The following is a 21,132-nucleotide window of genomic DNA, read 5'->3' as shown; positions in this document are numbered from 1 at the left end:
ATGCCAACAATACCAGATGGAATTCCATTATTAGCGATTATCGCATTCTCTACATTACTACCATTTATTATTGCTGCGGGAACCTGTTATTTAAAAATATCTATTGTATTAATTATGGTTCGTAATGCAATGGGGGTCCAACAAGTTCCTTCTACCATGGTTTTAAATGGCATTGCATTGCTGCTTTCTATTTTCGTCATGATGCCAGTATTACAGGATGTGAATAATCATATGCGACAAGAGCATGTTGATTTTAGTAATGCCGAGTCAATCGATAATTTTGTTGATAATGGATTGGGGGGATACAAAGCTTATTTGAAAAAATATTCAGATCCGCAGTTAGTAACATTTTTTGAATCAATACAACAAGGTCGAAGTGAAGAGGATGTGACTGCTGATGAAGGCGAAGCTACACTGTTTTCTTTATTACCTGCTTATGCATTAAGTGAGATTAAATCAGCCTTTGAAATTGGTTTTTATATTTATTTACCTTTTGTGGTGGTTGATTTAGTTATTTCCAGTATTCTATTGGCACTTGGTATGATGATGATGAGTCCAGTGACAATTTCTATTCCAGTTAAATTAATTTTATTTGTTGCAATTGATGGTTGGTCACTAATTTCTAAAGGGTTAGTGATGCAGTACATTGAATTAGCGCAGCACTAAAGCGAATAATATTATGGATCAAATTGTTTATTTAAGTAATAAAACGATGTTATTAATCGTTATATTATCTGCAATACCCGTAATAGTGGCGACTGCGGTGGGGTTATTGGTAGGGTTGCTGCAAACCGTCACGCAACTTCAAGAGCAAACCTTACCTTTTGGTATAAAATTATTAGCTGTTTTTGGTTCGCTATTTATGATTTCAGGTTGGTTATCCGATAAGGTAATGAATTTTGCATTAGAAACCTTAAGTGCAGCGATCCCCGCTATTGGGCTATTCGGATGAACCAAGAAATACTATCGCTGATGTCCTCACTCTATTTTGTCTTTCAAGAGGGGTTGATAAAAATAGCGTTAGCTTGGTTAAGAATTGCACCGGTGATGTTTTTATTGCCTTTCTTAAGTAATAAACTACTCAATGGTGGAATTATTAAAAACTGCGTAGTGGCTTATATTGCGTTAGGTTTATGGCCCTTTTTTTCTTCTTATGAAATACAATGGGATGAAATTAACTTCGTTGATGTATTTATTTATGAAATTTCGATTGGACTCGTATTAGCGTTGATATTAGCTTTGCCTTTTATGATAGCCAATGTGATTGGCGAGTTAATCGATACACAGCGGGGTGAAACTATTAGTAGTATTGTTGATCCGGCAAGTGGTTCAGAAGCATCAGAGCTGGCGGTCTTATTGAGTCATATCACTTGTATGGTATTTTTAGCTCAGGGAGGAATGTATCAACTCGCTAATATATTCGCACAAAGCTATCAGTTATTACCCTTTGCTCATGGATTTACTTCATTTAATAGCCTCCCTTTAGGGGAGTGGTTAAATAAGATGGTAGTTAATGGCGTTGTTTTGACTGCACCAATATTAGTGACATTATTTATTACAGAGGTTGCTCTAGGGTTATATTCGCGTTTTTGCCCTCAATTAAATGCGTTTTCGTTATCTTTGGCAATAAAATCAATCATCGCATTTTGTGTGTTTTTACTTTATTTTCATAATGAAGTCCCTGACATATTAGTGAACATGATTTCAATTTCACCGCTACGAGATGTATTTATTTCCTCTTAATTGCTACGAGTATAAATATGGCTGAAAAAACAGAAAAGCCTACCGATAAAAAAATTAGAGATTCAGCTAAAAAAGGGCAAAGTTTTAAGAGCAAAGATAGTGTTGCGGCAATTGTATTAGTAGTAAGTGCATTCGTTATTGATGGCATCTCTAGTTTATATGAACTGGGTGGGTTAATGCGTAAAATATTTTTATCTCCAACGGAAATAAAAATTGATGCATTACTTTGGCAATTTTTCACAATATTTTTAAGTATTGTTTTACCCGTTCTATTTGTTTGTTTTTTATCTGGTACGATAATTTCTTTATTGCAAAGTCGATTTAGATTGGCTAGCGAAGCAATAAAAATTGATTTTACCAAATTAAACCCAATTTCAGGTTTTAAAAAAATATTTTCATTAAACTCATTGAAAGAATTAATTAAGGCTATTCTGTATTTGATTGTCTTTACTGTGTCAACACTTGTCTTTTTTATTGTTTGGCGGAAAGATATTTTTATGCTCTACCGAACTATGATAAATGGGGTTATTAGTCAATGGGTTGACCTGTGTGTAACATTTATTGTGGTTTTTCTTGCGGTTGCCCTAATAATTATATTAGTTGACGCAATAGCTGAGTTCTTTTTGTATATTAAGAATTTAAAAATGGAGAAGCAAGAAGTAAAAAAAGAATATAAAGATAATGAGGGAGATCCTCATATAAAAAGTGCGCGTCGAGGAATGCATCAAGAATTACTGTCGGAAGAGGTTAAATCAAATGTCCGTAATTCAACATTTGTAATGGCAAATCCAACGCATATTGCATTACTTATCTATTATGACTCCAGTATTGCACCATTACCTTTTTTATTTTCTAAAAGTAAAGGCCTGCAAGCAAAAGCAATTATTAAATACGCAAAGCAACAAGGTGTTCCAGTTATTAGAGATATAGTCCTAGCAAGGCAAATATGGCGGTCATATAAGAATGACAGCTTTATCGATGAAAAAGGTTTAGAGGATGTTATGCAAATAATATCATGGTTGATGCGTATAGAATTAGTAAAAATGGGCATCGATATTGATAAAGCGTTGGAACAAATGGCTGAAAATGAGATGGATTCACAAAACAATAGCACTCTTAATTAATAATTTATTTATTACTTAAATCGTTTTTTTAAAGAAAGAACTAAATGGGTTAATTATGATGCAAGCATAAAGTGTGCGTTATGTATTGCATATCAACAATAAGGTAAATATATGAATAATACGGAAACAGAGTGTTTTCAAAGCGCTGACATGGAAGGGTTACTTGATAATATCACGTCTGCATTAATGGATGGGGCGACTTATAAAGATATTCACGGGATCCCACAGAGCACAATGGATGGCATTTATTCCTATGCATACGAATTCTATCAGCAAGGTAAATTAAAAGAAGCAGAAACTTTTTTTAGATTTTTAAGTATTTATGATTTCTATAATACAGACTATGTGATGGGGCTGGCGGCTGTCTATCAATTAACGAAGCGATATGACAAAGCAACTGAATTATATGCTCTCGCATTTGTATTGGCGAAAAATGATTACCGCCCACTTTTTCATGCAGGGCAATGTAATTTAATGATGAAAAAAAGTAGTGCGGCAATTCATTGTTTTGAGAGCGTTGTAAAAAGTAGTACCGATGTTGATTTACAAAATAAATCTCAAGCTTATTTAACCGCATTGGAAAAGAAACTAGAAAAACAAGTTTAGAAAATAAAAACCTAATATGAAGTAGAGGAAATTATATGGTTCAAATTACCAATTCAAGTAATGAACGAATAAATAATATTCATACATTTCTACAAGGCAGTAATCCTATTGGATTAGGGGATGATTGCCTCAAGTCGGTATTGGTTTTGGAAATGGCGTGTGAGGAGTTAACGTCAGCAGAGCAGATGAAGCGTAGCCGCATTGAGAACGCACCACAGTTACCGGCACCCAAAAACAATTTATCCGTTATGTTCAAGGCCGCCGCGGCAAAAGAGGAAAAATTATCACTAAAGGAAAAGGGATTTAACGCGTCTTCAATACTCGTTGAGAGCCTTTCAACATTACGCCAATTATTACATGAAGGAAATATTAGTGAGTTAGCTAATCGTCTCCAATTGTTGAATATAGAATCAAATTCACTTCGAGAAAAAGGGAATGATTTATTAAATTCTTTTTCAAATAATACGAATAAAGCCAGCGAACTTAATAATGAAGTTAATGCGTTAAAACAAGAACGTGTTGAAAGTAAAGAGCGTTTAGCGAGTCTTCAGTCTCAGCAAGGCGGCAACCAAGAAGAGATTAGCCTGCAAATTAAGGCTGAAAATACAAAGATTACCAATCTTGGCATTAAAATTGATAACTTGCTTGAGTTAGCTGGTAATTATGCGAAAGACGCGAATGAAGATGCCAAGAAACTCAATCAATTTGTAGAAACAGCACCACGCCGCGTTGAGGTTGATGGTGAAAAATGGGAAAACACTCTGGCATTGCTCACGATGCTAACAGCTCAGCTGAAAAAATCGATGAATGAAGATTCGATTCGTAATATGAAAGAGCAAGAAGAAGTGATGGCAACCATCAATGAAGCTACCCGAAAAGACTCAGATAAAAAGGCCAAAGAAGCGGAAGAAGCCCAGCGTAAAGCTGATGAAGCAAACAAAGCGGCCTCTTGTGCCAGTAAAATTTTTAGTTATGTGATGCTTGCCGTGTCTGTTATCGCCACCGTTGCGACGTTTGGCGCCGCTGCACCATTAACGCTTGCAGTTGCTGCTATCGGTATTGCTATTTCAGTGGCTGATATCGTTTTAGAAGAAACGGGGCAAAGTAGCCTTATGCAGATGCTAGCAACGGAAATTTCTAGTGCTGTTACCGACATGTTGATGGCTTTTGGTGTTCCTGAGGAAAAAGCGAAACAAATTGGGAGTATTGTTGGAATGATTTTGGCCGCAATCGCATTCCTAGCCCTCTCATTAGCTTCTATGTCATCTTTTGTGAAAAACATCGGTAATGTTGCTGGCAAGGTAGTAAAAATGCTGGCTAAAAATGCAGGGACATTATTGAAAAGCATCATTAAGTCGATACCAAATAGTTTGATGAGTGCCTTAGGTAATATCGCAAATGGAGCCGGAAAGGTAGGGAAATCGGCAGATGACATGGTAGTACTTACTAAGTTTAGCAAGTTGGCAGATAGCATTGATGACTTACAGCAAGCCGTAAAAACCACCACTAAGGTCGCTAAAAAAGCCGATGACATGAAAGATATTGCGAAAGCGGCAGATAAAGTCGCAGACCAAACTGACAATGTCACGGGTATCACTAAAAACTCAGATAAAACCGTAAACACGGTTAAAACTCAAAGTGTTGCAGCGGCTCGCCTCGAAGTAGGAATGAAGGGAACCGGAGCGGCATTAACGGTTGCGAATGCGGCGACAACCGGAGGGCTAAATTTGCATGCGGCGGGCCAAATTAGAGATATGAAAGAAATGCTTGCAGGGATGATGCTTAACAATGAAACCATTCAAGCGCTGGATGAATTATTAAAAAGCTTATTGAAATCCATGTCTCAACATTATGAGATATCTGAGGAAATGTTCAGTGGAATGCTGACGTCATTAAATCATTCAGGTCAAGTGAAAGCCAATACACTGAAAACCGCCCGCTTTGCATAATTAATATAGGAATTTATCAAATGAGTCTTAATATTCAATCAGAACTAAGTAATCCCGTTTTACGTCGTAATCCTGTTAATTTTGGTGACGTTTCCCCAGTAACTAACAGTAATACAAAAGCAGTAGCCACTCCTTTACTGCAGGGAGTGCAATTAAATGATGTGCACACCGTGGCATCAGGGCCTGAGATGCAGATGGACAAGCCATTATTAAAAGTAACTCAATTTTCAATACATGATGACCAGATGCTTGCGGATATTTCTGCGTTAACGAACTCCGATAAGTTAGCCACATTGGATGATCTTCATACCTTCCGAACACTAACGCCAGAAAATATTCAGCAGGCAATTGGCAAGGTGTTAACAGAAGAAAAAAGTCATATTGAACAGCTTATTGGAGATGCTCAGTTACCAGATGAAGCTGATTTAAAACAAATGTCCCAAGCCGTTCAAGTTTTGATTGCCAGTAGTTTCTTCAAAGATTCACCTTCAGGGCGGGTTGATAGTGGTAATAAAGGTCAAGAACCTATTGATAGTATTAAGAATAACTCGTTTGTTGGAATTATTAGTAATGATTTACTGGTGGAGCTGTCGAAAATTATCCGCAAAGTGATGGCAGAAATCAATATTTCAGACCGGCGTATTAGTGCGGAATTTCTGCAATTAAATGCCAAAATGGTACAAGCTTCTGCAGACTCAACAATTCGTGAAGGGAAAGAAACATTTAAAGGCGCGATGATGGGCTTCTTTACTTCTCTCGCGATTACTGCTGCGGGCAGCGCTTTCCAAGCAAGAGGGCTGCGCCAACAACACCAATCGATTAAAAATAACTTAATACCAGGAAACCAAAACATCAGTGGTGCAAGTAAGTTATCTGGGTTAAATGGCAACGTGGGAAGCGATGCAACGAAACCGAATACCTTGAGTTTAGTGGGGAAAGATGGCTCAACAGTGACGCTGAGTAATCAAGCGACACAAAGTCAAAAGAATCTTGCAAGCCAAAGAATTGAAGAAGCAAGCAAACGTACGAAAGATTTGGGGCTGTCACAGCATGAAAAGCACGAGCAAGTCATGAACAAATCTCGCGTGCAAATGGGCGTGGCAGAGCTAGCCTCTCGAATGTCAGATAACGCGGGTCAATTAGCGACAGCGTCAAATCAAGTTAATGTGAAATCGGCAGAAGCGGATAAAATGATTGAACAATCCGTGGCAGACACTGCACGTTCAGTTTACTCCGATAAAGATAAACAAATTGATAAGAGCCAGGATATTGCGAAACAAATGCAAGAGCATTTACGTGAAATTCGTGAAGGTAGCCTAAGAACAATGCAAAGTATGGTAAGAGGCTAAAAGCTATGGGTTGCTGTAATAGTAGCAGTCTAGATAGTTTCTTTAAATATCAGCAGATGGCGGAATTGGTTCCGACAAAGCAAGAACCAATTCCCATTCATGAGGAGAAAACTGCGTCTGATAAATCACATCAGCTCTATCTACAAATCCTTGATAAATTAAATCAAATTCAATATTCGGTGCCAGAAGAGACTTATCAGCAGCAACAGAAAAATCATTCTCCTAAAGAGATTCAGCTTAGAGCGAATACTCTGGAACTCGAAAATAAATATGTGAATGATACTTATGCGGAGGCTAAGGCATTAAGAGCGACAAGAAGAGTGGAAACTCTCAATGATGGCCGCTCGCATATAAATGGGTTATCTGGAATGATTGATAATATTCATACGAATTACCAAAAAAAATACGGTGAATTAGTAAAAGCATCAACCCAATATATGCAAGATATGAATACCATGGTAAGTAAGCTATCTCGTTATATAGAGGCGGGTGAAGATGGTAAAATACATATCAAATTAGAAGACACTTTAAGGGCTATGGATGAAATGGTTGCGAAATATTCGGGTACGAGTGTAATCAGGGAAGTTGATGGTATTACAGCAGAAAAAAAGAAACCTGCCCGAAAAAGTGTTGGCGAATATTTTGGAAAATGGAAGCCTGATTTTGATAATGCTGAGCCGCTAATGGAGATAAAAGGTACTGAGCAAGAGTATGCTTTTTGGGAAAAAAAATTATCAGGGCAAGGGTTTATTATTGAGCGAATGGATGGAAAGTTATGCGTATTTCCAGATTTAAAGCCAGTAAAAGAAATTTTTTATGCATTGAACCACTCTTCGGCAACTTGGGATAAAGATGGTAGTGATATTTTGTCACAAGAATACCAAAGCTTACAAACAGCCATTGATAGTCAAAAAAATGCGATTAATAGCTCAGTATCACGTTTATTAGAAACCTTTCGACAAGATAATAGCCACTTTGAAACCTTAACCCAGTTACTTATTCAACTCTATAAAGATTTACAGCAATATAATAATGGCTACGTCAATATGTAATGTCAGAATTGAATTTTGCCTATAGAGTGAAATTTGATTTTTATTTAATTTTATATTAATCAATAAGGAGAGGTGATGATGAAAATTGAACGTAATAATATACCTATGTCACCTGTTAATAATTCATTATCTTCACCTGAAAATAATAAACTATTTTCAAGAAATATAAATTCAGTTAATAATACAGGTCAGGAAGCTCTTTTTCCTGTCAAAGAAAAAGGTATTAATAAAACATATGATATTCCAGGTGATAATAAAGGGTTACATCCTAGTAATCAGGATTTGCAGGCGAATATAGTTAAATCGCTATTAAGCGAGAAATACCCTGATATTAGTTTGGAAATGATAACCAAAACCCAAAATTTAGGGGCTGATGGCTATTTAGAAGAAAAAGAGTTGCAATATATTTCTAAAAATATATTTGTTGTTTTGACATTGTTAACTGATGAGGAAATTAAAAAGTCAAATATATTAGACTGTATGGCAAAGTTAATTAAGAAAGTTAATAATAGTAGTGGTAAAGACACTAAGCAGATGGTTAAATCATTGAAAGAAGTGTTTGAAGCAATGCCTTTTAATAATATCTGGAGTGAAAGAAATATTTATGATTTGTCTCAACGTCTTTTTAATAAATATGTTAAGCCTAAAGCTAAAGAAAAATTAACATCTTTGTTAACTGAAAAAACCATCGAAGAATTCCCGATCGATAAATTATTTGTTAATTTTCTTTTTAACACAAAAAATGAATTAATTATGGAAGCGAAAAATCAGCTGAAAAAACATAAGTCTGATGGATCAGTTGATAAACACTTACAGCTAGATATTATATTTTCGGGGGTGGAACAGTATCTTGAAACTATGAAGGAGTTAACTGTTTCTATAAAAACGGATGATGAGACTGAAAATACGGCAGCTCCAAATCCAGATAAAAAGATCAAACCAGAGGATAGCGTGGATGGTGGTAACGAAAGCATTCCTGATGACAACAAAGAAGTGCCCTCTTCGCCAACTAAACCTATAACGGTTAACTTTAACAATATCTATAATGTGACGCAGGGGACTGCAAACACAAATACAAATGATAAACATGTAGATTCTAAAGAGCAGCAGGTTGAAGGTAACAATCAAGAAAATGGTCAAGTCGCTGATCAACAAATGATAGATGATATGGCACTGGATGGAATGAATAAAAAACCAGCAATAGATTTTAATGTTTTATTGGGGATAAAAGATGCAGCCAAAGAAACAAAGCCTAATGTAGACCCAATAAGACAAGAAGCCCTTTTGGAATCCCGGCCTTTATTAGTGAGGAAATCAAATACTATTGCTCAGGAGCAGCTGAACTATTCAGCACCTTCAAGGCAGGAAACTACGTTTTCACCTAATACTTATCAAAAGGACAAAAATAACCGCTGGGTACTCAAAGAGCAAAAAGATCAAAAAGCGGTGACATTATCGGCAAATGGCGCACTCACCCGTAATTTATCAGATAAGGCAATCTACCAAGGCGACCGTGAAGCAGTTAAAACAGTCGTGGATACTTACTCACATATTCCAAATACGGGTAAGCCAGTGACGTTAACTGAAAGAGGTGCGTTAACGCGTGACCAAAGCAAGAAAGACGCTTACACCACACCAGAGTGAGAAACCAATTGAAAAATGAACAAACAGACATTCACTGGCAATGGCTTTCAGAGCAAATTCAATTCATACGGACTTATTCGGGCATCGAAAAGGCCCTTACGATAGATTCTGAGTTGATCCGTGATGTCCATATTGATTCGCTGGAAATGTTAGAGTTGATAGCGGCTATCGAGCAGTATACAGAGCAGCCAATTCACGATGCAGTTTGGATGAAATGGCATAATTTACTCGACATTGTCGAGTACCTATTGAGTGTCAAATAAAAACAGAAGGCCACGGTATTTAACCGAAGCATAAAAGAATAGCCCCTATAGGCGCTATTCTTTTATCATTATGCTGCAGACTTTGGCATCATTCCGTGGGCTAAATGGCCTTTATGGAAAGTCGCGAACCTTGGTGAGATCCGTGCGACGGCTTCGGCAGAACAAGATGCATCGAGTAGCACAAAGCTGGCATCATCCCCTTTAGCTGGCCACACTTGTTGGCCTTTTTCATCTAACGGCAGAATATTGCCTGTTGCGATGGCAAGTGAACGGGATAGCGATAGCTCATCAGGGCGAGTATACAGCTGCGCGTACAAATTGGCTTTTTCTAGCATATCGCCTAGGCCAAAGGGCGACCAATGGTCAATCACACTGTCCGTTCCGGTCATCACAAATACCCCATTTTTATTTAGGGTTTTCAGTGGCATATGCAGTGTGCCAATCGGGACGGTAGAGGCAATGGTGATTTGTTGCTCAGCTAACTGTTTTGCCGTTTTTTCCGCTTGTTCAGGGGTGAGTGTTGCCAGTGCAAAGGCATGGCTGATGGTTACTTTACCGCGCAAGCTGCGGTTTTCATCCACTGTTTTAATCATATAATTGATAGCGGCAACGCCTGCTGGGCTCGTTTCATGCAGATGAATATCCACGCCTTTGTTGTAGTCCAACGCAATTTGGAACATCGAATCGAGGGATTTTTCCATCGCGCTATCTACATTGGTTGGGTCTAAACCGCCAACGTAATGAGCGCCTGCTTGCATGGCTTCACGCATTAAACCTTCTGACTTGGAGTGTAATAAGCCATGTTGTGGAAAGGCGACAATTTCGCAAGTGAGGTCTTGTTGGTGTTCACCAAGCACTTTTTGTAAGGCTTCTAAATTTTTTAAACCGGAAACGGGCTCTATATTACAATGGCTACGCGCAATCGTTGATCCTTGGGATTGGATCAGTGCGATCAGCGCATTTGCTCTTTCTTCCGTGAAGGGTTGTAATTCAGGTAACAATTTTTGCTCTAACGCGATCATATCCATGATGGTTTTGCCTTCACGTGACTGTGGTGCTTGCCATGGCCCGCCATAGAAGGTTTTATCAAGGTGGATATGCATGTCACGAAAGGCCGGTAGCATCAGTTTACCTTGCGCACTATAGGCATTTAATGTGCCATCTGCATGCTGTTTATTCGGTAAAACAGCTGCAATTTTACCGTCCCGGATTTCTACCGTATGTAATGCGGTTTGGGTGCCGACGACCGTTGAGTCCTGATAATTAAAGCCAGTTTCGAGTAATACGTCATCGAGGTAATAATGTTTATCCGTAATACTAGATAGGCCTGCTTTTTGGCTAGTTTGGCCTTGAGCGGAGGCAAAGCCCGATACCGCGCCGAATAAAGTGCAAGCGGCTGCGACTTTAGCGCTGGTGGAAAGGAACTCTCTTCTGCCTGATGATTTTTCTGCTTTCATAGAAACTCCTAGTGATATCCATTTACTGTCGAATTTCCTGTTTTTAAGCGACACTTACCCACTCAGATCGTCATTAAACGATCTGAGGGATACTGCAATTTGCGATTAACAAAAAATTCGCATGATCCAGATTATAGAAACTTACCCTTGAATAATATGGGTTCCCGTTTCACCGCGTAAGGCTTCTGGTAGCTTTTCAGGGGTGGTGATGATCACGCGTTTACCACCATTGGCAATAAACGATAGGCTGGCTTCAATCTTCGGTAACATGCTACCCGCAGGGAAATGGCCTTCTTCCATATAACGCTGCATGTCGCGGGTACTGGTTTCACCGAGTGCTTTTTGTTCAGGTTTGCCGAAGTGAATACACACTTTTTCGACACCTGTGGTGATAATTAAAATATCGGCATTGAGCTCTTTCGCCAGTAAAGTTGTTGAGAGGTCTTTATCAATCACCGCGTCAACACTTTTGTAGCCACCATTGCCGTTGTCAATGACTGGAATACCACCACCACCTGCAGCAACCACCACATAATTGTGTTCTGTTAAGGTGCGGATAGCTTGTGATTCAATGACTCGTTTTGGTTCGGGGGAGGCCACCACACGGCGGTAACCGCGGCCAGAGTCTTCAACAAAATGCCAGTTTGGGTTTTCTTGCTGCAATTGCTGAGCTTGTTGCTCAGTGAAAAATGCCCCAATCGGCTTGGTAGGCGCGCTAAAGTTTGGGTCGTTTTTATCGACTTCAACTTGTGTCACTACCGTAATCGCTTGTCGGTTATGGCGTTTTGCTAAGACGTTAGTCAGCGCTTGTTGAACTAAATAGCCAATTCCACCTTGCGTATCCGCTACGCAGTTAGCCAGCGGTGTTAACGGCAAACCTTCGGTTTCATGGGCAATCTCAGCACGGCGCAAATCTAATCCAACTTGGGGTCCATTTCCATGGGTCAAAACAATGTTGTAATCGCCTTCCAGCATGTCACTAATATGATGTGCGACTTCTTGAACGGCTTTTTCTTGAGCTTCGATAGACTGGCTGTTGTTATCTTTGATAATACTGTTGCCCCCGATGGCAACAACCACGAGTTCTTTCATTGTTAATGTATCCTGATACAGAGAGTTAACTGAGGGTCGGTGTACTGAGTTGAGTACATCGACCCTGTAAAGTGTGCTGGATTACACTGACTTACTGAGTTTCTCAGATTTTTCAGCTTGTTGCTCTTCCACAGATTTTCGGCTATCTAAAAAGTGCTTGAGTACAAACAAAGCCGCCATCATGAGGTATGCGTAAACAAACATCAAGGTCGAACCGGTGGCAATTCCGACCGCTGGGGAGTGAATAATTCCGAAGAAGACTAATATTGCTCCCGCTGCAGCAGCAATAGCTCCACGCAGTGGCTGGTTGAGGATAGCAAAGATAGCAATACAGCCCCACAACATACTGGCTAAAGGTGCCCCGTTACCTAAATGAACCAGACCTTGGTAATAAACCCCTTTGTGTAACAAGGTTTCAACACCAATTGCACTTGCAGAGGTACCTGCCGCGCCCATAACACTATTAACCATCGTCAATGCCCAGTTAGCAATCCATGGGAACAGGCAGATAAAGATAACGGGGACTTCAATTTTTGGCGTTTCTCGTACCACTTGGTTGGCGGTGACAACCCCGATAAACACCAGTATTGGCACGATAGCGGTCATTGGAATAATCGCTAACATAAAGGCACCGATACCGAATAGTGGGACGATAAACATGGTGATACCGGATGCTAAGGTATAACCCACGCTTGCGCCCATCGCTTTCCAACCCGCGTGACCCACATAAACGGTTACTGGGAATGGGTTACCCAGAAAACAACCGACAGTAGATGATAAGCCGTTAGCTAACATGACTTTACGAGTATTATATTCATCACCAGCAGCATGCGCACTTTCAATATTTTCAAGGTCGAAGATATAGTTTGCTAAGCCAAGTGGCACCGCAGACGCTAAGTAAGGCAGAGCGTGAGGAAGGCCTTGGAAGAAGCTATCAATATGGATACCTGGTGGGTTGAAGCCAAATGATGCCATTGAATCTTTGATTGCTTCTGCACTTTGCAAGCCGGAAGCCCATGCCAGTACGGTACCAGCAATTAGCAGTAATAAGCCTGTTGGGATGCGAGCAAAAATCGGTTTTTTACCAAACCAGTTAATGAAAATTAATAACAGCACAATGAATGAAACCGTTGGTGCTTCAAACGCTTGCAGCATCGGGTTCATCGCCAGTAACAGTAATCCTAAACCGGACAAACAGGATAACAGTACGGTGCGAGGGATCATTTTACGGATGGTTTCACCTAAGAAAGAACCACCGACGAGGATCATTGACTCGACAAAACACCAAACTAGTGCGATTTGGATCGCAAATTCGGCATTCTGTGTTGTCTGGTAGACAGGCATGATGACTAAGAACGTCACCGTAAAGATAGAAGGGGCACTCGGGCCTGATGGAAGAGCTGTTACGTCATCGCGCCCAGTTTGCTTTATCATTTGCTGGCCAAAGTAAGCGTAGCTTACGCTGGCAAGTAAAACAGCGAAACCAAAGGCAGGAGCGATACGGCCGTAAACAATTTCTGATGGGATGCCGACAACGAAAATCAAGAGACCCATCATGGTGAGTAGGTTAGTTAGGTTATTGGTCATTAAGCCGAAGTAGGCGGCCAAATCCCCACGTTTCCATTTAATATTTAGTATACTCATAAGTATTCTCCCATACCCGTCATTACCCATCATACTTTAAGCTGCAACTGTGTTGGCTACACTCGGCTACACAGGTCACATACTGAAGTATGCTCCCTGAGATATCCTCGTTTGCCGCCTTGCTGCAACTTAAATTATTTTGGGTAACTGCTTACTCATTTTAAGCCGCAACAAAGTAGTTTTTGTTTTACTTCTGTATGTAAATAATTTGGGTATTGATATTTTATTATTGCCCAACCGGAGTTGGGCGTCTTTTTTATGATTGAAAACTAAGCATATTTCTGTGCGTAGGCCAACATGGCTTTTTCAAAGCAATCAAACGGCGGGTGAACAATACCTGCCCCAATCATACCGATGCCCGCATCTTTATGGGCAATGGCTGTGTTGATTACAGGTAAAATACCGCTGGCTGAAACCTTCGTAATATCAATAGCGGTAGGGATACCCATAAAGCCCAGTAATGGAATAGTCACGTTCGGGTTCTCACCTAAGGTGATTTCACGCATTTGGCGAGAGAAATCGACCGCTTCTTCTACCGTACCGCCAACGAGTGCCACGATAGCGGGAGCGGTTGCCATGGCAAATCCACCAATACCGTAGGTTTCTGTGATTGCAGAGTCACCGATATCTAAACCAGAGTCTTCAGGTTTGTAGCCTGCAAACATCGGGCCGATAACTTGCTGAGAAGGTCCTGTGAACCACTGTCCCGGTAACCCACTGATACGTAAGCCAAACTCATAGCCATTACGCGCCATAGTGGTGACAACGGTGCTGTATTCGATACCGTGAGCGGCATCCATTGAAGCTTTACACATCGCCATCCACGTTGGGCCGGAGAAGTAATCGCTGCTTGCAACAAAATCAAAGACTTCTTTTTGCTGCGCGACAGAGAAATCAGTTTGAATGATCCCAGTCGTGAGCGCTTGGATAAGTAAGGTTGTTCCTGCATTGTTACGGTTATGGCACTCATCACCCATATGCAGTGCTTGCGCAAGCATCAAACGCAGGTCGATTTCACCAACGATTTTCATTGCGTCGCGCAGCATTGGACCTAAGACATCACGCATCCAATTTAATCGGTCAATCACGCTTTGGTCGTTGGCGCCCATACGCAGGATTTTAGCCATTTGCTCACTGAGGTTAGTAAACGCACGGTTGCCATAGGTTTTATTTTCAACAATATGCATAAACATTGATGCTGAAGTGACACCTGCCATTGAGCCAACACAATCGTGTTCATGGCAAGGGGAGAAAATGATTTCCCCCGAGGCCGCAACGCGTTCTGCATCAGCTAAGTCTTTTGCCAAGCCTTCGAAAACCAGCGCTCCCGTCACCGCACCTTTCATCGCGCCACACATATCTTTCCAAGCAACCGGTGGGCCTGCGTGCAGGATAGTGTTTTTGGTCATGCCTGGAACCACGTTAATCGCTTGGTCGTAACCGATTAACACAGGCTGAGATTGAATAATACGCTCAAGTGCTTGGGCATTAGCCGCTGCAATTTTTTCTTGTAGCGTGGCATTACCTTCAATTTGGTCGAGGGCGCGAATAACCGCAACGTTGCCTTGTCCTGGAGGAGTCCAATTTAAATGAGTGACCGGAACATGCTGTTTTTTCAGGTCATCACTGAACATTTCGATGCCAATATTGATGACATTTAATGGCTGCTTAAATAATGAAGTCATTATGCTTTCTCCCCTTTCCATACAAACTCACGCCCTAATAAACCCGTATTGGTGCTGCTACTTGCCCAGATAACACCGGCATCTGTTAGCATTTTGACCTGCGCATCCATCGACGGTGTGTCTTGGTCAGTCCCTAGCACATAGCCTAAAATTTCTAATTCACGCCCATCTTGTTTGGCAATATTCTTCGCTTCTTTAATCGCGTCGATCATCACGCCGACTGGGTCTTCGTGAGACCCAAAACCTAAAACGAAGTCCATCATAATCACGCCAACTTCAGGGTCGCGAGCCTCTTGCAATAAGCGTTCAATACGGTTGGTTGGGTCGATCATTGGGTGAGGTTTACCATTGGTAAAATCGTCATCACCAAAGTCGAGGAAGGTGTGCGCAATACTTTTGTTGAGGTCTTTTAAGCGGTAGTCAGGGTTTGGCTGAATATTGCTGTAAACATCATCGTATTTTTCCAAGGCGGCAAACATGGCTTCATCGCATAGCGTTCCACCACAGAATAAGCCACGAATATATTTCTGCTCAGGTTTCAGTTTTGCTCTGACTTCATCAATAAGTGGTAAATTAAGAGGGTGTAAATCTAAATCTTCTTTGCGAATACCGGTTAATAGAACCGCTTTCAGTGCTGCTTCTTTGGTGCTTTGTGCAAAGGTTAGACCCGGCTTATCTTCTGGTAGCGGTTGGCTACCTAAGAAACACACGACAACAGGTTTATGGCATTTTTCCGCTTGTTCTAACACTTTCTTGGCAACGGCAGGAGCTGGTGGCTTAGAAATCAGTGCGATAACTTGGGTTTCATCATCGGCATCGAGCATTTTCAGGGCGTCAATCATCATGATACCGCCAATTTTTTCGCTTAAATCGCGACCACCGGTACCAATTAATTGGGAAACGCCTGCACCAAATTCGTGAATACGGACGCTGAGTTCTTGGCTACCGGTGCCGGATGCACCGATGATGCCAATGCTGCCACGGCGTACATTGTTACCAAAGCACAGCGCAGTACCGTTGATAATGGCGGTTCCGCAGTCTGGGCCCATCATCAGCAAGCCTTTCTTGCTAGCCAGCTGTTTAAGTGCGAGTTCATCTTCAATGGAGACGTTATCGGAAAACAGCATGACATTGAGGTCATTTTCTAATGCAATGCGCGCTTCACGAGCAGCAAACTGGCCATTGACTGAAATGACAGCAAGGTTGGCATCTGGGATATGTGTTTTTGCTGAATTAATGGTGGCGTATTTGGCTTCATGTTGCCCACCGCCCTGGTTTTTCTTATTAAATAGGTCTTCGATAGCAATTAATGTGGCGTCGTTCGCTTCATCGCTTGGGCCTTTGATGACAATCATTAAATCGCCATTTTTAGCCTCTTCTAATTCAGGGGTTAGTAACCCTAAATTACGTAAAACGCCTTTATTCATCTCTGTAGCCATCGCGACAAACGCTTGCTCAACATTGTCGAGTTGATTGGCTTTTGTCGAAATAGACATCAGTGATACGGAATCAAAATAGGTATTCTTTTTTATGACAACTTTAGTCGACATAGTTTTCTCCGAAATAATGGGTGATATACAGGGCATCTCGCAAGCCAAATAGCATGTCGCTGCCAGAACTCGACCCGATATTTAAAATCTCTAAAATTTGTGGATAAATATCTGTTTCTTTCGCATCAACTAATGATTGAATTAGTTGCTGCATGTTTTCTCGAAATTCTCGGTTTAATGCTTTTTCTAATGTGATGGCACTGATTGGTGTCGTCTGGCCTAGGCTGTGGGTTACTCCTTGATAAAACTCAGGGTAAAAAGTGGCAACTGGATGGCCGTTTAATAATAAAAATGCCATTAACCCAACTAAGTAATCATCTCCTGAAGGTGTTAGCCCGATACCTAATCCAACAAACTGGCGGATCACATGAGTCATGTTTTCTTTATTTTTCTTAATTATTGATTCAATCAATTCAGAGCGTAATTGAACCAATTGTTCTGTCATAGAGAGATAAAAAAAGTTATCCCCCTGATATTTAAATAGAGAATTTTTATTTTTAGTTAAGATTAAATCCAAATTATTTCTTTTCTCTTCGATATATAATAAATAATTTGGATTTTTAAGTTTGTTATCACTAAAGTTAATAACAGGTTGTTGCCATTCTTTACATAAAGAAAATGATATTAAATAATGACTGCCAATCAATATTTCTTTATTAAATAAATAAATGGTTTCTCCTTCTTTAATATCGAAAAGAGAAAAGTCTTTATTGATTAATCGGCAACTATTTGGTGCATTATCTAATTGAGAACAAAGCAAAGTATAAAGTACATTATCAATAGAAAAATTAATGGCTTTATTAAAGACTTGTTCTACTGTTCCTTGAGGTTGTGGCTGATGCAACAAATTGAGAAAATGTGTATCAGCCGTTAGCCCGTATAACCTTTGCCGATGAGATATGGATGCGTTCACATGCCTCCTTATCCTATTTAGAGTCTGCGGCAATCAGTAGCTCCACAATTTCGTTGTAACCCTTTTCACGCGCTAACTCTAATGGTTTTTTACCATACTTATCAGTCATGTGTGGGTTTGCACCATGGTCTAATAGCAATTTAACGATTTGCTGTTGTTTTTCGCCACCGTCATTGAGCACGATAGCTTCTAATAGTGGTGTCCAGCCTACAAAGTTAGTGTGGTTGACATTAATATCGGTTTTTTCAAGTAATTCACGAACAATTTCCACGTGGCCTTTTTCACTTGCAGGTGTAATGCCCACACCACCAAAACGGGTTAATAAATCTAAATTTGGTTTTGCAGGTAAGACAATGCGCAACAACGTGAGGTCATCATTAAGGCAGCTTAATAAGAAAGGGTTAAAACATGTTTGGTCTTGTTTATTAATATCGGCCCCTGCATTAATTAGGAAAGAAACACATTCATAATGTTTATTCAGGCTTGCATTAACAATTGCCGTGCGGCCTTGGCGGTTGGTGGTATTAATATCCACACCTTTTTCAAGACAACTTTTTAATATTTCTAATTGTCCTTGTTCAGCTGCGGTTAAAAAATCGTGAGCGAGAGTACTAGCGGTCATCATTTTCCCCTTAGGTTGGTTTTTATTACCAACATAGATAAAGACAATTTGAAGATTATTTATGATGTGTAGAGCATAGCAATTGTCATTAATAAAAAGAATCCATTTAAATTTAATTCATCAATGAGGCGTTTGATTGTTGAATTAAATTCAATAATCTGGCTTTTTTGTGCGTATGAGCATCCTTTTTTATCGTTTATTGATGGTTTATGACTATTTTTAGACCCAAATTGTGTGATTTTTTTTGTTAATTAAAATCGAAAATCATGATTTACTCAGTTCTGTGATAGACATCAAATTGAAAGTTTTTAATTTGTTAAATTTGTAATTTTATTGATCTCATCTGTATCGAATGTTAATGCTTGGTTTGCCTATTAAATTCAATAATATTAGGTATTTCGAATATTAATAGTGACGTTAAATGTATGGTTTTTACTTGGGAAAAATATATATCAAATTTAATCTATTCCAGTTGTTAATAATTCTGTTAAGCTATAAAAATATGCTCGAAAAATAATCTGATTTTTGCGTTATTGAATTTTATTCACATAAAAAGATAATTTGTCTAAAATTTAAACACTTTTGGTGGTGGGTATGAACTCAATTTTTACGGAAGAAAACTTACTGACTTACACAACAGCAGCGAAATTTGCGAGTTTTAGTAAAGCCGCGGAAGAATTAGGCGTTACCACCTCCGCGGTAAGCTATACCATCAAACGTATTGAAACTTATTTAGATGTCGCATTGTTCATTCGTAATACCCGTAATATTGAACTCACAGAAGCGGGTTACTATTTTTATCGAAAAGCGACCGATTTGCTTAATAGTTTCCATTCCATTCAAAAAAGTATTTATTCCATTGAGCAAGGTATTGAAGCACGGGTGCGTATTTGTATTAATCAGTTATTATATACGCCTTATCATACCGCTAAGTTACTGCAAATATTAAAAAAACAGTTTGCAACCTGCCACATCACCGTGACAACAGAGGTATATAATGGGGTTTGGGATGCCATTATTAATAATCATGCAGATATTGCGATTGGTGCTCCAGGCACGTTGATGGATGGCGGTGGGATTGATTACACTGAAATTGGTGCGATCCATTGGCAATTTGCTATTGCGGCAACTCATCCATTGGCGCTGATGCCAGAGCCCATCGCTGAGAGCCAATTGCGTCTTTATCCAAATATTATGGTAGAGGATACCGCGCATACCATTAATAAGCGGGTGGGGTGGCTACTACATGGGCAGGAAGCAATTCAAGTTCCTGATTTTAATACTAAATGCCAGTGTCAGATACTCGGTGAAGGGATTGGCTTTTTACCTGATTATATGATTAAAGAACATGTTAAACACGGCCTGTTGGTAACAAAACACATTCAGAACCCACGACAAGACTCCCATATGCTATTAGCCACACAACATTCGGCTACTGGGCTTGTGACGCAGTGGATCCGCAAAGAATTTGGCGAAAAGGGGGTTTTAGCAGACCTTTACAGCGACCTCCTAAAACCCATCAATTAGTATTATTGGCTAGCGACATCAAGGGCTTTATCGATGGCATCAGGGATCACTGAACCGTGGTTTTTGCCATCGAATAAGGTAAATTCACAGTGCCTTTGGTGGTTTGCAATCTCAGTGCAAACTTGGCGTGTGCTAATCCAACTTTTGCGCGCTTGGTAATTTTGTACTTGTTCGGCGCTCAATTTGGATAAATCAGGGCTCTCTTCTAAACCGCCTAAAGTCACAAATAGGGGGGAAGCCGTTTGTTTAGCTGTTAGCTTCGCTAAATCCACCATACTTCCTTTACCCCACCATAATGACGGGCTGGCAGACACATAAAACTGAAAATCATCCGGTTGTTGTTGATATGCCATTAAGGTGAACAATCCACCAAATGAATGGCCAAATAGGGTTTGCTTGTTTTTATCAATAGGAAGCCGCTGTTCTGCCCATGGGCGAATAGTGTCAGTTAAAAATTGGTATAGCGCAGGGGAGCCTCCGCCTTGTTTAAATTCGTCACCGGTAACCGGTGGGGTGTAATCGAGCGTTCGCCATGCTTTTGGAAAGGCTTCGTCGATGGGGTAACCAATCCCAATAATAATCGGTAGTTTATCCGCAGGGAGCTTTTCAACTGCGCGATTAACCGCTTTGGGGTATAAGCCATTACCATCAAGCATATACAGGACAGGGCGTTGTGCGGTGACATTATAGGGTACCGCACTGTAAATGCGCAGCGCACGGTCACCATAGGTCATATCCGTTTGTTGGATATCGTAAAATTGGCTGACTTGCTCGTCCATACTTGGGATAGTCTGGCTAGGGCGTGCGAACGCACTGCTTGCCATACATAATAATAAGCTGGAAATTAATAATTTATTCAATACTCGTCATCCTTCAAGCTGCAGGGGTGTTGACTACGCTCAGCAACCCGAA

The 21,132-nt window shown here is 40.2% G+C and carries 19 protein-coding genes; 11 read left to right on the top strand and 8 right to left on the bottom strand.

The window, feature by feature from the left end; all coding sequences use genetic code 11:
* The first annotated feature begins 9 nt into the window (after positions 1–9).
* The 10 genes from PR800_RS08835 to PR800_RS08790 all read left to right on the top strand — a co-directional run bounded on the left by PR800_RS08835 (position 10) and on the right by PR800_RS08790 (position 9,730).
* Positions 10–666 (top strand): EscR/YscR/HrcR family type III secretion system export apparatus protein, encoded by a 657-nt coding sequence (locus PR800_RS08835; RefSeq protein ID WP_181490130.1) that lies wholly within the window; start codon positions 10–12, stop codon positions 664–666.
* A gap of 13 nt (positions 667–679) precedes the next feature.
* Positions 680–952 (top strand): type III secretion system export apparatus subunit SctS, encoded by a 273-nt coding sequence (gene sctS, locus PR800_RS08830; RefSeq protein WP_004262998.1) that lies wholly within the window; start codon positions 680–682, stop codon positions 950–952.
* On the top strand, positions 949–1,743 hold the full coding sequence (gene sctT / locus PR800_RS08825) for a type III secretion system export apparatus subunit SctT (RefSeq protein ID WP_102138763.1): 795 nt from the start codon (positions 949–951) through the stop codon (positions 1,741–1,743). The genes sctS and sctT overlap by 4 nt, the downstream gene beginning before the upstream one ends.
* A gap of 17 nt (positions 1,744–1,760) precedes the next feature.
* Positions 1,761–2,867, top strand: a complete 1,107-nt coding sequence (locus PR800_RS08820) for an EscU/YscU/HrcU family type III secretion system export apparatus switch protein (protein ID WP_272530588.1) — start codon at positions 1,761–1,763, stop codon at positions 2,865–2,867.
* 111 nt (positions 2,868–2,978) lie between these two features.
* Positions 2,979–3,473, top strand: coding sequence for a type III secretion system translocator chaperone SicA (sicA, locus tag PR800_RS08815; protein ID WP_102138765.1), 495 nt, complete (start codon positions 2,979–2,981; stop codon positions 3,471–3,473).
* Positions 3,474–3,508: 35 nt separating this feature from the next.
* Entirely contained in the window at positions 3,509–5,422 is a 1,914-nt protein-coding gene (sctE, locus tag PR800_RS08810) for a type III secretion system translocon subunit SctE (RefSeq protein WP_272530587.1), read from the top strand.
* A 20-nt stretch (positions 5,423–5,442) separates the two neighbouring features.
* Positions 5,443–6,771, top strand: coding sequence for a type III secretion target, IpaC/SipC family protein (locus tag PR800_RS08805; RefSeq protein ID WP_206276891.1), 1,329 nt, complete (start codon positions 5,443–5,445; stop codon positions 6,769–6,771).
* A gap of 5 nt (positions 6,772–6,776) precedes the next feature.
* Positions 6,777–7,823: an IpaD/SipD/SspD family type III secretion system needle tip protein gene (locus PR800_RS08800; protein ID WP_272530586.1), complete on the top strand. Its 1,047-nt coding sequence runs from the start codon at positions 6,777–6,779 to the stop codon at positions 7,821–7,823.
* 75 nt (positions 7,824–7,898) lie between these two features.
* Positions 7,899–9,467 carry a hypothetical protein gene (locus PR800_RS08795; protein WP_272530584.1) on the top strand — a complete coding sequence of 523 codons (1,569 nt, stop codon included), beginning with the start codon at positions 7,899–7,901 and terminating at the stop codon, positions 9,465–9,467.
* Positions 9,468–9,475: 8 nt separating this feature from the next.
* Positions 9,476–9,730: a phosphopantetheine-binding protein gene (locus PR800_RS08790; RefSeq protein WP_166266086.1), complete on the top strand. Its 255-nt coding sequence runs from the start codon at positions 9,476–9,478 to the stop codon at positions 9,728–9,730.
* A 68-nt stretch (positions 9,731–9,798) separates the two neighbouring features.
* On the opposite strand, the gene PR800_RS08785 is transcribed toward PR800_RS08790, so the two are convergent.
* The 7 genes from PR800_RS08785 to PR800_RS08755 form a co-directional block, all read right to left on the bottom strand.
* Complete coding sequence (locus PR800_RS08785) at positions 9,799–11,187, bottom strand: amidohydrolase family protein (protein WP_102138769.1); 1,389 nt, start codon at positions 11,185–11,187, stop codon at positions 9,799–9,801.
* Between the two features lie 141 nt (positions 11,188–11,328).
* Positions 11,329–12,279 (bottom strand): carbamate kinase family protein, encoded by a 951-nt coding sequence (locus PR800_RS08780; RefSeq protein WP_102138770.1) that lies wholly within the window; start codon positions 12,277–12,279, stop codon positions 11,329–11,331.
* A gap of 81 nt (positions 12,280–12,360) precedes the next feature.
* On the bottom strand, positions 12,361–13,923 hold the full coding sequence (locus PR800_RS08775; protein WP_102138771.1) for a xanthine permease: 1,563 nt from the start codon (positions 13,921–13,923) through the stop codon (positions 12,361–12,363).
* A gap of 269 nt (positions 13,924–14,192) precedes the next feature.
* Entirely contained in the window at positions 14,193–15,608 is a 1,416-nt protein-coding gene (locus tag PR800_RS08770; RefSeq protein ID WP_166266083.1) for a DUF1116 domain-containing protein, read from the bottom strand.
* The gene (fdrA, locus tag PR800_RS08765; RefSeq protein ID WP_166266080.1) at positions 15,608–17,158 is read right to left on the bottom strand and encodes an acyl-CoA synthetase FdrA; all 1,551 of its coding nucleotides are present in this window, start codon (positions 17,156–17,158) and stop codon (positions 15,608–15,610) included. The genes PR800_RS08770 and fdrA overlap by 1 nt, the downstream gene beginning before the upstream one ends.
* Positions 17,148–18,071: a DUF2877 domain-containing protein gene (locus tag PR800_RS08760; protein ID WP_272530581.1), complete on the bottom strand. Its 924-nt coding sequence runs from the start codon at positions 18,069–18,071 to the stop codon at positions 17,148–17,150. The genes fdrA and PR800_RS08760 overlap by 11 nt, the downstream gene beginning before the upstream one ends.
* Positions 18,072–18,084: 13 nt before the next feature.
* Positions 18,085–18,693, bottom strand: coding sequence for an ankyrin repeat domain-containing protein (locus PR800_RS08755; protein ID WP_272530579.1), 609 nt, complete (start codon positions 18,691–18,693; stop codon positions 18,085–18,087).
* A 594-nt stretch (positions 18,694–19,287) separates the two neighbouring features.
* Between PR800_RS08755 and PR800_RS08750 the strand changes: the two genes are divergently transcribed.
* Positions 19,288–20,220 (top strand): LysR substrate-binding domain-containing protein, encoded by a 933-nt coding sequence (locus PR800_RS08750; RefSeq protein ID WP_195698024.1) that lies wholly within the window; start codon positions 19,288–19,290, stop codon positions 20,218–20,220.
* A 2-nt stretch (positions 20,221–20,222) separates the two neighbouring features.
* Here the strand turns inward: PR800_RS08750 and PR800_RS08745 are convergent, their stop codons facing one another.
* Positions 20,223–21,080, bottom strand: a complete 858-nt coding sequence (locus PR800_RS08745; protein ID WP_272530578.1) for an alpha/beta hydrolase — start codon at positions 21,078–21,080, stop codon at positions 20,223–20,225.
* Positions 21,081–21,132: the final 52 nt, after the last annotated feature.

Origin of the sequence: Providencia sp. PROV205 (genome assembly GCF_028479505.1) — a bacterium.
In the GTDB taxonomy this organism is placed as follows: Bacteria; Pseudomonadota; Gammaproteobacteria; order Enterobacterales; family Enterobacteriaceae; genus Providencia; species Providencia huaxiensis.
Note: the sequence above shows the minus strand (reverse complement) of the source record. Positions and strands in the feature narration are given on the sequence as shown.

Coding starts and splice junctions, on each gene's coding strand:
- sctS (WP_004262998.1), top strand. CDS start 680: ATGGATCAAATTGTTTATTTAAGTAATAAAACGATGTTATTAATCGTT.
- sctT (WP_102138763.1), top strand. CDS start 949: ATGAACCAAGAAATACTATCGCTGATGTCCTCACTCTATTTTGTCTTT.
- PR800_RS08820 (WP_272530588.1), top strand. CDS start 1,761: ATGGCTGAAAAAACAGAAAAGCCTACCGATAAAAAAATTAGAGATTCA.
- sicA (WP_102138765.1), top strand. CDS start 2,979: ATGAATAATACGGAAACAGAGTGTTTTCAAAGCGCTGACATGGAAGGG.
- sctE (WP_272530587.1), top strand. CDS start 3,509: ATGGTTCAAATTACCAATTCAAGTAATGAACGAATAAATAATATTCAT.
- PR800_RS08805 (WP_206276891.1), top strand. CDS start 5,443: ATGAGTCTTAATATTCAATCAGAACTAAGTAATCCCGTTTTACGTCGT.
- PR800_RS08800 (WP_272530586.1), top strand. CDS start 6,777: ATGGGTTGCTGTAATAGTAGCAGTCTAGATAGTTTCTTTAAATATCAG.
- PR800_RS08795 (WP_272530584.1), top strand. CDS start 7,899: ATGATGAAAATTGAACGTAATAATATACCTATGTCACCTGTTAATAAT.
- PR800_RS08785 (WP_102138769.1), bottom strand. CDS start 11,187: ATGAAAGCAGAAAAATCATCAGGCAGAAGAGAGTTCCTTTCCACCAGC.
- PR800_RS08780 (WP_102138770.1), bottom strand. CDS start 12,279: ATGAAAGAACTCGTGGTTGTTGCCATCGGGGGCAACAGTATTATCAAA.
- PR800_RS08775 (WP_102138771.1), bottom strand. CDS start 13,923: ATGAGTATACTAAATATTAAATGGAAACGTGGGGATTTGGCCGCCTAC.
- PR800_RS08770 (WP_166266083.1), bottom strand. CDS start 15,608: ATGACTTCATTATTTAAGCAGCCATTAAATGTCATCAATATTGGCATC.
- fdrA (WP_166266080.1), bottom strand. CDS start 17,158: ATGTCGACTAAAGTTGTCATAAAAAAGAATACCTATTTTGATTCCGTA.
- PR800_RS08755 (WP_272530579.1), bottom strand. CDS start 18,693: ATGACCGCTAGTACTCTCGCTCACGATTTTTTAACCGCAGCTGAACAA.
- PR800_RS08750 (WP_195698024.1), top strand. CDS start 19,288: ATGAACTCAATTTTTACGGAAGAAAACTTACTGACTTACACAACAGCA.